Origin of the sequence: Paenibacillus sp. FSL R5-0810, assembly GCF_038002285.1 — a bacterium.
In the GTDB taxonomy this organism is placed as follows: Bacteria; Bacillota; Bacilli; order Paenibacillales; family Paenibacillaceae; genus Paenibacillus_AQ; species Paenibacillus_AQ lactis.
This window is the reverse complement of the sequence record NZ_JBBOCF010000001.1, coordinates 5,625,881-5,639,177: the sequence shown is the minus strand read 5'-3', so window position 1 is coordinate 5,639,177 and position 13,297 is coordinate 5,625,881. Positions and strand designations below refer to the sequence as shown.

The 13,297-nt window shown below is 54.1% G+C and carries 10 protein-coding genes; 6 read left to right on the top strand and 4 right to left on the bottom strand.

Going from position 1 to position 13,297, the window contains the following annotated elements:
* Positions 1 to 370: 370 nt before the first annotated feature.
* Entirely contained in the window at positions 371 to 1,300 is a 930-nt protein-coding gene (locus MKX76_RS24945; RefSeq protein WP_007128803.1) for a TetR/AcrR family transcriptional regulator, read from the top strand.
* 55 nt (positions 1,301 to 1,355) lie between these two features.
* Positions 1,356 to 4,670, top strand: a complete 3,315-nt coding sequence (locus MKX76_RS24940; RefSeq protein WP_210094007.1) for an efflux RND transporter permease subunit — start codon at positions 1,356 to 1,358, stop codon at positions 4,668 to 4,670.
* Positions 4,671 to 4,809: 139 nt separating this feature from the next.
* Here the strand turns inward: MKX76_RS24940 and MKX76_RS24935 are convergent, their stop codons facing one another.
* Positions 4,810 to 5,487, bottom strand: a complete 678-nt coding sequence (locus tag MKX76_RS24935) for a TorD/DmsD family molecular chaperone (protein ID WP_210094008.1) — start codon at positions 5,485 to 5,487, stop codon at positions 4,810 to 4,812.
* A gap of 346 nt (positions 5,488 to 5,833) precedes the next feature.
* Here MKX76_RS24935 and moaA point away from each other — a divergent pair, with 346 nt between their 5' ends.
* Positions 5,834 to 6,838 carry a GTP 3',8-cyclase MoaA gene (gene moaA / locus MKX76_RS24930; protein WP_341034767.1) on the top strand — a complete coding sequence of 335 codons (1,005 nt, stop codon included), beginning with the start codon at positions 5,834 to 5,836 and terminating at the stop codon, positions 6,836 to 6,838.
* Positions 6,839 to 7,111: 273 nt separating this feature from the next.
* Here moaA and mobA read toward each other — a convergent pair whose 3' ends face one another.
* Complete coding sequence (mobA, locus tag MKX76_RS24925) at positions 7,112 to 7,780, bottom strand: molybdenum cofactor guanylyltransferase (RefSeq protein WP_210094009.1); 669 nt, start codon at positions 7,778 to 7,780, stop codon at positions 7,112 to 7,114.
* A gap of 182 nt (positions 7,781 to 7,962) precedes the next feature.
* On the opposite strand from mobA, the gene MKX76_RS24920 reads away from it, so the two are divergent.
* Complete coding sequence (locus MKX76_RS24920) at positions 7,963 to 9,198, top strand: MFS transporter (RefSeq protein WP_432806739.1); 1,236 nt, start codon at positions 7,963 to 7,965, stop codon at positions 9,196 to 9,198.
* 158 nt (positions 9,199 to 9,356) lie between these two features.
* Here MKX76_RS24920 and MKX76_RS24915 read toward each other — a convergent pair whose 3' ends face one another.
* Positions 9,357 to 11,090 (bottom strand): glutamine--tRNA ligase/YqeY domain fusion protein, encoded by a 1,734-nt coding sequence (locus MKX76_RS24915; protein WP_210094010.1) that lies wholly within the window; start codon positions 11,088 to 11,090, stop codon positions 9,357 to 9,359.
* 318 nt (positions 11,091 to 11,408) lie between these two features.
* On the opposite strand from MKX76_RS24915, the gene MKX76_RS24910 reads away from it, so the two are divergent.
* Both MKX76_RS24910 and MKX76_RS24905 read left to right on the top strand, forming a co-directional pair.
* Positions 11,409 to 11,669 (top strand): DUF2164 domain-containing protein, encoded by a 261-nt coding sequence (locus MKX76_RS24910; RefSeq protein ID WP_210094011.1) that lies wholly within the window; start codon positions 11,409 to 11,411, stop codon positions 11,667 to 11,669.
* A 40-nt stretch (positions 11,670 to 11,709) separates the two neighbouring features.
* Positions 11,710 to 12,258: a GNAT family N-acetyltransferase gene (locus tag MKX76_RS24905; RefSeq protein WP_007128811.1), complete on the top strand. Its 549-nt coding sequence runs from the start codon at positions 11,710 to 11,712 to the stop codon at positions 12,256 to 12,258.
* 209 nt (positions 12,259 to 12,467) lie between these two features.
* Here MKX76_RS24905 and MKX76_RS24900 read toward each other — a convergent pair whose 3' ends face one another.
* Positions 12,468 to 13,121 carry an MOSC domain-containing protein gene (locus MKX76_RS24900; protein WP_210094012.1) on the bottom strand — a complete coding sequence of 218 codons (654 nt, stop codon included), beginning with the start codon at positions 13,119 to 13,121 and terminating at the stop codon, positions 12,468 to 12,470.
* Positions 13,122 to 13,297: the final 176 nt, after the last annotated feature.

Below are 13,297 nucleotides of genomic sequence, written 5' to 3'. Positions count from 1 at the left end.
CATCCAAGTGGTTGCTGATGTAAAGATTTATGCAACGCTCATGCCTATTCGGGACTTGTGAGGCGAGTATAGCCCCATGTGACTGAAACAAGTCCCTTTTGAGTACCTGTGTGGCAAATATAACCTCATACGACGCAAACAAGTACCTTTTGAGTACTTGTGAGACCGATATAGCCCTATACAGCGGAAACAAGTCCCTTTTGGATACCTGTATGGCGGAAGTAAGCCCTTATTCATAACTAGTATAAGATCTTTAAAAAGAACGGCCTTTCACGAAAGTTGAAACGGCCGTTCTTTTTCCTTTATAATCGGAAATGACCGCAAGGTCAATAACGGAACTCTCAAGTTCCCAAGTGAGGTGAAATCAGGCTTGGCTGATAAAACGGCAGATAAAAGGCAGCAAATTCTCATCACTGCGATGCAGCTGTTTTCCGCGAAGGGCGCCTCGGAAACCTCCATGCAGGAGATCGCCGAAGTATGCGGGATGTCGAAAGGCAGCCTATATTTACATTTCAAATCCAAAGAGGAATTGGAAAAGAGCATCTACGAGCATATCATCGGCCGGATCAAGGATGAGATTTTGCGGGTGGATAACGATCCGCTCCTTGAACCGAGGGAACAGCTTCGCAAGCAGGCCGAGGTGCTACTTATCCATTTCATGGAGATTCGCGAATTTCTGCTGAAGCAGTTTCACGATCAGACGGTGCCGGGAAAGCCGCCGTTTGACAAGGATAACGCCCAGCAGGAAATTGTGCAGGCATTGCAGTGGTTTAACCATAAACTTCAAGTCATCTACGGGCCTGAAGCCGCTCCCTACACGATGGAGATCGCCATGCTCATGGGCGGTATATTGGGCACCTACATCCGGTTCCTGTTCATGCCGGACTTCCACCTGAATGTGGGACAAACAGCCGAACACCTTATTCAGCTGATGGACGACGTGATGGCAAGCATGCTTCGCCGGCGGCCGAAGCCGCTTATTCCGCTGGAGGTCGTTCTGGGGCAGAAGGATCTGTGTCAGGTCGACCTGCGGTCGCCGCGTCACCCGCTTATCGTGATTAAGGCAATGAAGAATGAACTAAAGCAGCTGAAGCTTGATCACGAGCTCCGGCAAGACACCCTGGAGTCCCTCGGGATTATGGAGAAGGAACTGATCACCCTCCAGCCGAGCCGGGCGGTACTGAAGGGAATGCTCAGAAACCTTGAAGGAATCGAAGGTCTGGAAGACTTATATGAAGAGCTGAAGAATACCATCACGACCGTACTGGAAACCTACTTAGCACCTGGCGGAATGACATAGGAAGATTTGTTCAAAGCTAGAGACATAAGTTATGGAGAGGGGAGAAACCCGACGCATGAAAGGAATTATTAATTTTTCGCTGCGGAACAAATTTGCCATCTGGCTGCTAACCATCATCGTAACCTTCGCCGGACTATACAGCGGGGTGACGATGAAACAGGAAACAATCCCGGATATTAACGTGCCGTTCCTTAGCGTAACCGCTGTTTATCCGGGCGCCGCACCCGAAGGCGTTGTGGAGGAAGTTACCAAGCCGCTGGAGACGCGTCTCCGGAATATCGATGGCGTAAAGACCGTCACTTCCACCTCAATGGAGAATGCGGCAAATGTCATGGTCGAATTCGATTACGGAACCGACCTCGACAATGCGACAGCGGCCGTTCGCGAAGCCATCCAAGAGGTTCAGCTGCCGGATGAGGCCCAGAAGCCGACCATCTCGAAATTCAGCATGAGCTCGATGCCGGTGGTCTCGCTGAGTATTTCGAACAGCAATAACATGAAGCTCGACGAATTGACCCGCATTACCGAGAATGACATCGTGCCTGCTCTCGAGGATCTGGACGGCGTAGCTTCCATCCAGGTTGCCGGCCAATACGTCAATGAAGTCCAGCTGAAATTCAAGCAGGACGAAATGGATAAGCTTGGCCTCACGGAAGATACCGTGAAGCAGATCGTCCAAGCTTCCTCGCTGTACGTTCCGCTCGGCATGTTCGAGATGGATAAATCGCAAAAGGCCGTTGCGATCGACGGCGGGATCATTACCATTGATGATCTGAAGAACTTGGCGATCCCCGTTATTCCAGGCGGTGCAGGCGCGCAAGCCGGTGCAGGAGCAGGGGCTCCGAACGCAGGCGGCGCTGGTCAGCCGGGAGCTGCTGCCGGTCAAGGGGCCGGAGCAGGGGCAGGCGACCAAGGAGCTCCACAGAACGGCACGGGTGCCCAGGCAGCAACGCAGACAGGCGCAGGCGCTCAAGGTCAGGGACAAGGCGCCGCAGGTGCCCAAGGTCAGAGCCAGGGTGCCGCAGGCGCTCAGGGACAAGGCGCTCCAGGCGGACAAACCGGCGCTCCTGCCGGCATCCCTACCGTGAAGCTGAGCGAAATTGCCGATATTAACGTCATCGGCACCTCGGAATCGATCTCCCGCACCAACGGGAAGGAATCGATCGGCATTCAGATCGTCAAGTCCAATGATGCCAACACCGTTGACGTGGTCAACCTCGTGAAGGATAAGGCCGAAGAACTCGGCAAATTGTATCCGGACATGGATCTGACCATTATGCTCGACCAAGGCAAGCCGATCGAAGACTCTGTGCATACGATGCTTTTCAAAGCGTTGTACGGGGCGTTGTTCGCGGTCCTGATCATTATGATCTTCCTTCGCAATATCCGTTCGACGATTATTTCGATCATCTCGATCCCGCTGTCCCTGCTGATTGCGATTCTGTGCTTGCAGCAGATGGATATCACCCTGAATATGATGTCCCTCGGCGCGATGACCGTTGCCATCGGACGGGTTGTGGACGACTCGATCGTTGTTATTGAAAACATATACCGGCGCATGTCGCTTTCCACCGAGAAGCTTTCAGGCAGGGAGCTCATCAGCGCCGCCACCCGCGAAATGTTCGTGCCGATTATGTCCTCGACCATCGTAACGATCGCGGTATTCCTGCCGCTCACCCTGGTCAGCGGCATGGTAGGCGAACTGTTCATGCCATTCGCATTGACGATGGTATTCGCGCTGCTGGCTTCTCTCGTCGTTGCGATCACGCTCGTGCCGGCCATGGCACACAGTCTCTTCCGCAAGGGACTGAAGAACAAGCATGACCATGCGGAGAAGCCGGGCGCAATCGCCAAAGGCTATCGCTCCATCCTGAAATGGTCCTTGAATCATAAGGCCATTACCTTCCTGATGGCGGTAGCTCTGCTGGTCGGCAGCCTGTTCCTTACGAAATTCCTGGGCGTCAGCTTCATTCCGGAGCAGGAAGACAAATACGTAATGGTGACGTATTCCCCTGAGCCGGGCGTCCTGCTCGAGGATGTTGAGCAGCGTGCGCTGAAAGCCGAGAAGCTGATCATGGATCAGCCGGGCGTAGAGAAAATGCAGTATTCCATCGGGGGCAGCAATCCGCTTGGCATGGGCTCTGCTAATTCGGGATTGTTCTATATTATGTATGAATCGGACACCAAGAACTTTGAGGATGTCAAAACAGCCCTGATTGAAGACCTGACGAAGGCCGTTCCGGAAGGAACCTGGGCCAACATGGACATGGCCGGCGGCTTTGGCGGCAACCAGCTGACGGTGAACGTGTTCGGCGATTCTCTGGATCAGATCAAGCCGGTAGCCGATCAGATTGTGGAGCTCGCCAATAAGGACACCGCGACATTCGATAACGCCGAAACAAGCTTGTCCGAGGCGTTTGAGCAGTACACGCTGGTCGCTGATCAAGAGAAGCTGAGCTCGCTCGGTCTCACCGCCGGACAGCTCGCCATGAAGCTTAGCCCGGTACGCGAACGTCCGGTGCTGACAGAGGTAAACATTGAGGACAAAACCTATAATGTCTACATCGAAGCCGATACGACCACTTACAAGAGCATCAAGGAGATTGAGAACGAAACCGTAACATCCCCGCTTGGCATCGAGGTGCCGATCAAGGACGTTGCCGAAGTCGAGGAAGGAACGACTCCTGATACAATCACACGCATCGACGGTAAAATGGTTGTGACGGTAACTGCCGACATTTTGACCAATGACGTTGGAACAGCATCCAGCAACTTGGAAGCTGAAGTCGATAAGCTGGAAATTCCGGACGGCGTCTCCGTACAATTCGGCGGAGTTACGGAACAGATTAATGAAACGTTCGGGCAGCTGGGTCTCGCCATGCTGGCCGCGATCGCCATCGTGTATTTCGTTCTCGTTGTCACGTTCGGGGGCGCGCTCGCTCCGTTCGCGATTCTGTTCTCGCTGCCGTTCATCGTCATCGGGGCGATTATCGGTTTGCTGGTGACCGGCGAAACGCTTAACGTTTCCTCTCTGATGGGCGTGCTGATGCTGATCGGTATTGTCGTCACCAACGCGATCGTTCTGATTGACCGCGTGATTCACAAAGAGCGCGAAGGCCTCAGCACTCGCGAAGCGCTGCTCGAGGCAGGGGTCACCCGTCTTCGTCCAATCCTGATGACCGCACTCGCGACCATCGGCGCTCTGCTCCCGCTCGTATTCGGATGGGAGAACAGCGCAGGAATTATCTCGCGTGGACTCGGCATCACGGTAATCGGCGGCTTGATCAGCTCCACGCTGCTGACGCTTGTCGTCGTACCGATCGTGTATGAGTTCTTGATGAAATTCCGCAAGAAACAAGTTGCCGAATAAAACGGCTCGTCTATAACAAAAAGGGCACCATTCAGGTCTGCTAAGACTCGAATGATGCCCTTTTGTTCATTCTATAGCATGCTTTCGGACCGAGCGCAGCCATCCAGACTTTCACATTCGCTCCATTTTATCCGCTTGGTTAATGTACAAGCTCCGCCTCACGGGATTGCCTCCATACCTTCAGCATCCGCAAATCCTGCATAAGAAACTCTTCCAGCAAGCGGAACAATGCCCGATAAAGCGGGCTATCCGTCGAGGCCTTCATATCCTCACAGAGCGAGGGCACCCACGCCAGCAAATGCTCCTCCAAAAATTGTTCCTGTGCGGCCATCAGCTTCAGCAAGCCGTCTTCGCCATAGCAATTATTCAGCATCCGGTCGTGGAGCACCGTCATGAATTCCAACTCGATCGCCAAATGATCGTCGGCCTCTCCGTGCAGTTTGTTAAACGCGACGCCGACCGTCTCATAACACTCGGCAACATCCCGAACGCAGCCGCTCTTCGTATACTGCGATTCGGACAGCGGGCGCTGCTTGTTCCGCTCGAGCAAACGGCGGTATTCCACCCCTTCGTACTCGCAGATCTTAACCAGCTCCTCGGGTGACCGGCCGCATAAATAATTCACCAGGTCGGCTCCCCCTTGGGTGCCTTCCGCTGCTTTGCCGATCCCGCTTCCGCGGCTCCATTCCGCAATCATAGACAAGCTGGGCGAGTTGCCCATAAAATCGATCAAAAGCTCATAAACCGTCCCTCGGTTTTCCAGCCACCGGTGACAGACGTCAGGTACCTCCAATGTTTGAACAGGTGATATCGCCATTTCGAACCTCCTAATGGTAACCTCTCTTGTTGGATGTGATATCCATGACAGTATAGCTTAGATGATTGTCTATTGAAAGTGATTTGAAATGATTTCCGAAAGTTTCGGAAAATTAAGGAAACTTTCGGAAAATGAGAATGCCGCGACTTCCTGCTTCCAAGGGGAGAAAGCGGTTATCTGCAGCTTCATTATAACAGGCAATGGTAAACGCTTTCTGTGAGACCGATCACAGGCTCATGAAATCTGATCCCGGCTTGTCCTATTAAAAACAGGGCTTACCCTCATTGACTCCTGTTCGGGGAATGGCTACAATGTGACCATGTCATGCAACTAAAGGGGGATTTCAATGATTGAGCCGCTGACAGACTCCTTCGGTCGGATCCATGATTATATCCGCATCTCGGTCACCGATCGATGCAACCTGCGTTGTGTCTATTGTATGCCGGAGGAAGGAATGGAATTCCAGCCCCACGATCAGATTATGAGTTATGAAGAAATTGCAGCTGTCTTGCGCGTGCTAGCCCCCATGGGTGTATCTAAGGTTCGCTTGACCGGCGGCGAGCCGCTGGTGCGGAAAGATCTTGAATCCTTAGTCCATATGATTGCGAGCATTGATGGAATTAAAGATATATCTCTTACCACAAACGGGTTGCTACTGCCCTCCAAAGCCAAGCTTCTGAAGGAAGCGGGACTGACCCGCATCAACATTAGCCTGGATTCGCTTCAGGAGGAGAGCTACGCCCGAATCACTCGCGGCGGTAGTGTGCATAAGGTGCTGAAAGGCATCGAAGCCGCTTATGAAGCCGGACTCGACCCGATCAAATTGAACATGGTGCTGATGAAGGGCTTCAACGAGGATGAAATCCGCGACTTTATCGCCATGACGCTGGATCGCCCGCTGCATGTCCGGTTTATTGAATACATGCCGATCGGCCATGCCTCCGAGGAATGGCGGGACTCCTACCTGCCGCTTAGCCGGGTCAAGGAGGTGTGCGGCGAGGCGGGCTGGGAGGTTCGGGAGGAGAAGGGTCCTTCCGGCAACGGCCCGTCCCGCAATATGAAGGTGGCCGGCGCCGTCGGCACCTTCGGCCTGATTCATCCCGTCAGCGACCATTTCTGCGATTCATGCAACCGGCTCAGGCTGACGGCGGACGGCAACATTAAGGCCTGCCTGTATTGGTCCGACGAATTCAACGTCCGCCGGGTCATCGATGATCCGGTCGCGGTGGCGGACCTGTTCCGCAAGGCCCTGGGCGCCAAGCCCCTCAACCACGAGATGGCGCTCGCGCTCGAGAAAAAAACGCAAAGCCATACCCCGACCGTACGGCGCATGTCGCAAATCGGGGGATAATATCGAACGATAAATTTATCAACGATGGCTGCCGCACGATGCTCAGCATCGACGTTTGGACGGCAAGCCAATGACACGTCAAAGCTTTCAACATTTGCAAAAAGCCCGGCTGATATCCAATCAGCCGGGCTTTCTTTGATTCCCCTGATCTGCGCTGCCGCCTTCGGATCCATGTACGGACTTTTCGTTGATCCGGCACCAGAACATTTTCCCTCTTTTCCTTTTCCCCTTCCTTTTCCCAGAACCTGAACTTTCAGCGGCTCATCGCATCTTTTAATCCTCTGCATCCATACGACAAGCTTCCTCGTAATCCTCCGGGCGGTTCATGTTGAATACCGCTTTGCGTGGGGAGCATCCCATCAAGGCTTCCAGCTGGTCCTCCGGCACGAGCAGGGCATCCAGCTCTTCGACCCAATCGGTCATGCGCAGCTCCCCCTCCTGCAGTCTTCGCTCGAGACCAGCCGCCGTTTCCTTCCGGTACAAGGCCAGCAGCGGATGAATTCTCCCTTGGATCACCGGAATAACCGCTCCCGGCCCGGCTGCTGCCGGATCCCCTTGGCCTTGCCCAGCTTCAGCGAGACCGAGCAGCGCACCTAACAATGCCGGACTGATGAACGGCATGTCACATGCTGCGACCATATTCCATGGGCGATCGGACGCCATCAGGGCAGCATGAATCCCTGCCATCGGCCCTTGGCCGGGATAAACGTCCGGCACGCATTCCACTCCGAGATGCCGAAACGAATCCGGATCATTGGCCGATAGGAGGATTCGCCCGCAGACTTGTTCCAGGCACCGAACGGTTCGCTCAATCAGGCTTTCTCCGTTCAAGGACAAAAGCGCTTTGTTTGCCCCCATTCTACGGGAAGCCCCGCCTGCAAGAATAATGCCTGCCACCCGCTCGGACGGACTGCTGCGTCTCCACTCCCCAACCTCCATCATGTTTTGACCCCTTTCTGATATACAAGTTGACTACAGAATCCTCCAATTGGTAATTAAGTTAATTAAGGTTAAACTAACAAAAGATGGTTTGTATCCCTTTTCAATGCGTGATACATTGGAGAAGGTAAGCGGTGTGGTTATGCCGCAAACATAATGCATTCGGTTTGAAAGGAATGACCTGCTTGCGGAATATGGATAAAGATCAACCTTCTCTTACATCGCTCAAGCTGTTCAACTTCTTCATTTACGGAACGATGGTCATATTCACCGGTTTCTTTCAGCTGTATTTGCAAGATATCGGCATGAGCAAAATCGAGATCGGCAGTCTGATGGCCATAGCTCCCTTCGTGTCGATCTTCGCCAACCCCTTCTGGGGTTACTGGGGCGACCGGACAGCGAATATCAAGCGCGTGCTTCTGATGATGATGACCGGCACGCTGCTCCTGGTTCATTTTGTCTTCCAAGCGAATACGTATGCCATGATTTATATGGCCATGATTCTGTTTTATTTTTTTCAGACCCCGATGTTCTCGCAGACCAATTCGCTAATATTGACCTATATCGACGGAACCCGGCACAAATTCGGCTCTTTCCGGCTATGGGGCTCGCTCGGCTGGGCCCTGACCGCGATCGCAGCCGGCCCTGTCATTGATCAGCTTGGCTCCGGACGTATTTCCATCGTCTTCTCGATCATGCTGTTCGTGGCGGCCATCTTCATCTTCACGCTTCCCGGCGTGCAGAAGACGACCGGGTCAGCTACCGTAACGCTGAAGGGATTAAGCCAGCTGTTTTTGAATTCGTATTTTGTCTGGTTTATCGTTTTGGGCATTTTGGTATCCATCCCGAATACGGCCAACAATACGTTCATGTCGCTGTATATTTTGGAGCTTGGCGGCACGACGCAGACGGTGGGGCTGGCCATCTTCTTTTCTTCGGTGTTTGAAGTTATCATTTTCCTTGTCCTGGACCGGTTCTTGAAACGGAAGATCCATGTGCTGGTCGGCTGCCTGGCGGTCGTGAGCCTGCTCTTTGCCCTTCGCTGGCTTCTGATGGCTGAAGCGAGCAGCCCGGTTCATGTAGCCTTGATCCAGCTGCTTCACTGCGTTACCTTCGGCGGCTACTTCTATGTCGGCGTCCAGCTTACGATGCTGTTCGTCCCGAAGCCGTACCGCGCATCCGGACAAGCGATCTATACCTTAAGCTGGAGCGGGATTTCCGGCGTCGTCGGCGGTCTCGCCGGCGGCTGGATGTTTCAAAACTTCGGCGCCCAAACGATGTACCGCACCGGGATGATGCTCGCGATCATCGGCGTCATCGGCTTCGGCTGGATGTGGTACAATCTGCACAAGCACGGGTATCAGCCGCGGCAGCCCGATGAACTGCCGGACGACGCGGAGGAGGAATACTCCACCGTCTGATCCTCACACTTGTACTTTCATCTCAAGGCTTGCCCTTGGCACGGGATGTATCCTGCTGTATATGACAAGACTCGAAGACGCCGCCCAGCGGAATCTTCGAGTCTTGTTGGTTAAGGGGGGCTGTGGTAACCGTTCTGCATCACAGTGCCCTGAGATGCTTATCTTTTCGGGAGCTGGAACGAGCTCTTCAGCGAGACGACCCGGTTAAATACTGGACGCCCAGGCTGCGAATATTTCGTATCGACATTGAAGTAGCCATGACGGAAGAACTGGAATTTATCCTGCGGCTTGGCATCCTTCATATTCGGCTCCACGAACCCGTGCACGATCTGAAGCGAATTCGGGTTAATATCGTCAAGGAAGGATTTCTCCGCAGCAGCTTCCGTGCTCTCCTCCGTTTCACCGATGGCCTCCTGCGTCAGTTCCGGCTCGGCTTCAGCCTCCTCGTCCTTGAACAGCGGCTCATACAGGCGGAATTCGGCAGGCACGGCCTGGCTCGCTTCGACCCAATGGATCGTCCCCTTGACTTTACGGCCGGTAAAGCCGGTGCCGCTCTTCGTCTCCGGATCATAGGTGCAGTGTATTTCGATGACCTTCCCGTTCTCGTCCTTGATGACATCGTTGCACTTGATGAAGTAAGCATGCTTCAGACGGACCTCGTTGCCCGGGAACAGACGGAAATACTTGCTCGGAGGATTCTCCATGAAGTCCTCCTGTTCGATGTATATTTCACGGGAGAACGGAATTTGGCGGGAGCCCATTTCCGGATTTTCCGAGTTGTTCTCCGCCTCCAGCCATTCCACCTGACCTTCCGGGTAATTGGTGATCACGACCTTGAGCGGATCCAGCACCGCCATCGTCCGCGGCGCCTTCAGCTTCAGATCCTCCCGGATGAAGTGCTCCAGCATTTGACGGTCCACCGTGCCGTAAGCCTTGGAGATCCCGGTCTCATAGACGAAGCTCCGAATCGCCTCCGGCGTGTAGCCAAGCCGGCGAAGGCCGGAAATGGTCGGCATGCGCGGATCGTCCCAGCCGTCCACATACTGCTCGTCCACCAGCTGCTTCAGCTTGCGCTTGCTCGTTACGGTCTGGGCAACGTTCAGCCGTCCGAACTCATATTGGCGCGGCGTGCATTCCATCTCGCACTCGGCGACCACCCAATCATAGAACGGGCGCTGATCCTCAAATTCCAGCGAGCAGAGGGAATGGGTAACTCCTTCAATCGCATCCTCGATCGGATGGGCGAATGCATACATCGGGTAGATGCACCACTTGTCGCCCGTATTGTGATGATGCGCGTGGGATATGCGGTAAATAACCGGGTCGCGCAAATTGATGTTCGGCGATGCCATGTCGATCTTGGCGCGCAGCACCCGCTCGCCATTGCCGAATTCGCCCCGGCGCATCCGTTCGAACAGCTCCAGATTCTCTTCCACGCTGCGGTCGCGGTAAGGACTGTTTTGACCCGGCTCCGTCAGCGTGCCGCGGGTCTGCCGAATTTGGTCGGCGGTTTGATCGTCCACGTATGCCTTCCCTTTCTTAATGAGCAGCACCGCGCGATTGTACATTTCCTCGAAATAGTCCGACGCAAAGCGCAGCTCTTCCCAATCAAAGCCGAGCCACTTTACATCCTCCTTAATGGAGTTGACGTACTCGATGTCTTCCTTCACCGGATTCGTGTCGTCGAATCGAAGATGGGTCCGTCCGCCGAACTCGTCGGCCAGCGTAAAATTAATCCAGATCGCCTTGGCATGTCCGATATGCAGGTAACCGTTCGGCTCCGGCGGGAAGCGGGTGACGATCTCCTTCACCTTGCCGGACTTCAGATCTTCGGCGATGATATTTTTTATGAAGTTGGAGGGGGTGCCCCGGTGGTTCTCCACGTTGATCAACCTTTCGTCCTGTAATTTCCGTCTATCTCCTGTATAAACGTGTTTCCCTTAAATATACCTGTAATATCCCGATTGTTCAAGGAACGCGGGCGCTTCCAAGGGATAAGGCAGTCCTTTCAAATAAACCGGATATATCCGCTGGGAGCCCTTATAGCCCCTGCTGCCCAGTGGATGTGAAGCTTCGCTGGGCAAGCCAGCAAAAAGCGGGCAATCCGCGAGTAAGCCAGCGCGTCTGCCGCGGCACTACATATGCTTTGACGGGTGCGGCTTGAATGAGGTAGCATGGATACAAAAACAGCCGACAGGAGGCAATCCTTCATGAGACCGATCAAGCTTGCCAAGGAACAGCGCGATCTGCTGGTCGAAGAAGTCCGCCATTATTTCGAAACCGAGCGCGGCGAAATGATCGGCCATCTAGCTGCGGAAGGTATCTTGGACTATTTTGCGGCAACCCTGGGACCTTACATTTACAATCAGGCACTCAGCGATTGCAGGCAAGTCGTAAATGAGCGGATGATTACGCTGGAAGAAGACATTTACGCGCTGGAAAAAAACACGAACACGAAGCGAACCCGCTAAAGCAGCGGACTAGGATCAATACAAAAGAGGGAGATACGAGATGTTTGGATATGCGCTTGACGAGCACGTCGAGCTGCGTCCGCTTGCGATCGAGCATGCGCGGGCGCTGTTCGAAATCACGGACCGTTCACGGGATCGGCTGCGGAAGTGGCTTCCCTGGGTGGATTCCGTACAGGAGGTTAACGATACCGTCAACTATATAAAAGGAGCCATGAAGCAGGCTGCGGAAAACGGCGGCTTCTCCGCCGGCATCTGGGTGAGAGAAGAGCTGGCGGGAACGATCTCCTTCCATGAGATCGATTGGAACAACCGCTCCGTCGGCCTCGGCTACTGGCTTGATCAGCAATTCACCGGACAAGGGCTGATGACGAGCGCTTGCCGGGCTTTCACGGACCATGCGCTCATGCGGATGGGGCTGAACCGGGTGGAGATTCGCTGCGCAACCGCCAACCACCGCAGCCGGGCAATCCCGGAGCGGCTGGGATTCGTCCTGGAGGGCGTTATCCGCGAGGCGGAGAAGCTGCCCCAAGGCTACGTCAACCATGCCGTCTACGGCATGATTCAGAGCGAATGGAAGCGGCTAGGCTAGATTGGAATTTTATTTTATTATCGAACGGGGGCAGGACGCAGCATCCAGACATCCGGCGAATCGCCAAGGTCATGGATGGAGGCGCCTGTCCCCTTTTACTGCCTAAGTCATAGCCTGGAAACCTATCCAGTAAAACTTCGCGGACCGCTTCTAGCTTGAGGGTGCGGTCGGCAAGCTGCAGGGTGCAACGCAATCAAGCTTTCGCTGAATTAGGATTCCCTTAATTTCTCCAGCGACTTTGCGAACTGCCCCTTCAAGCTTGCAGCCAGCTCCTCCAGCTCCAGCATCCGGCTTAGCGCCTCCTCATCCTTGCGGCCTTCCTTCATCACGCGCAGCACTTCCCGCACCGTTACACCGGAGCTGCGGCGATCCAGCCGGGTCACAGGGGAATCCGCGCTAACCTCGCCTTCCTCCAGGACGCGGAAATAAAACCCGCTGTAGCCCGTGTTCAGCACCCTGGCCGGCATATCCTTCACCCCGTGCTTGTGCGACAGCTTGAAGCACGGATATCTGGGCTGGCTGACCTGCAGGACTGCTTCGCCAATCCGAAACACATCGCCGATGCATACCTGGTCCTCCAGGAGGCCTTGCAGCGTTAAATTTTCCCCGAAAGAGGCATACTGCATATCCTTGCCCAGGGATCTTCGCCAATATGGATAGTGCTCGTATGGATAAGCGCACACCGCCTTGTCCGGACCTCCATGATTCACGAGATCGGCCTGACCGTCCCCTTCGAAATTCACATTGCTTAAAAATACCGGTCCTTGCACAGGCTGCTTATAGATTCCGGTTGTCAGAGCCTTGCCCTCATAATCCACCGTGACCGGCTTCCCTACATTCAGCGAAACGATTCCCAACGTCATGGCAACTTTACCTCCGTCTATCTGATCTTTTCATCATACTATATGAGGTTGTTCAAAAAGTCATCATTTGATCACGGGGCAACTCTAAAAGGCATATTCACATCGGCGCTTGCTCAACCTCCAGAGTCCGACACGCATACCGGTTATGACGTTGCATAAGGCCTGTACGCATACCG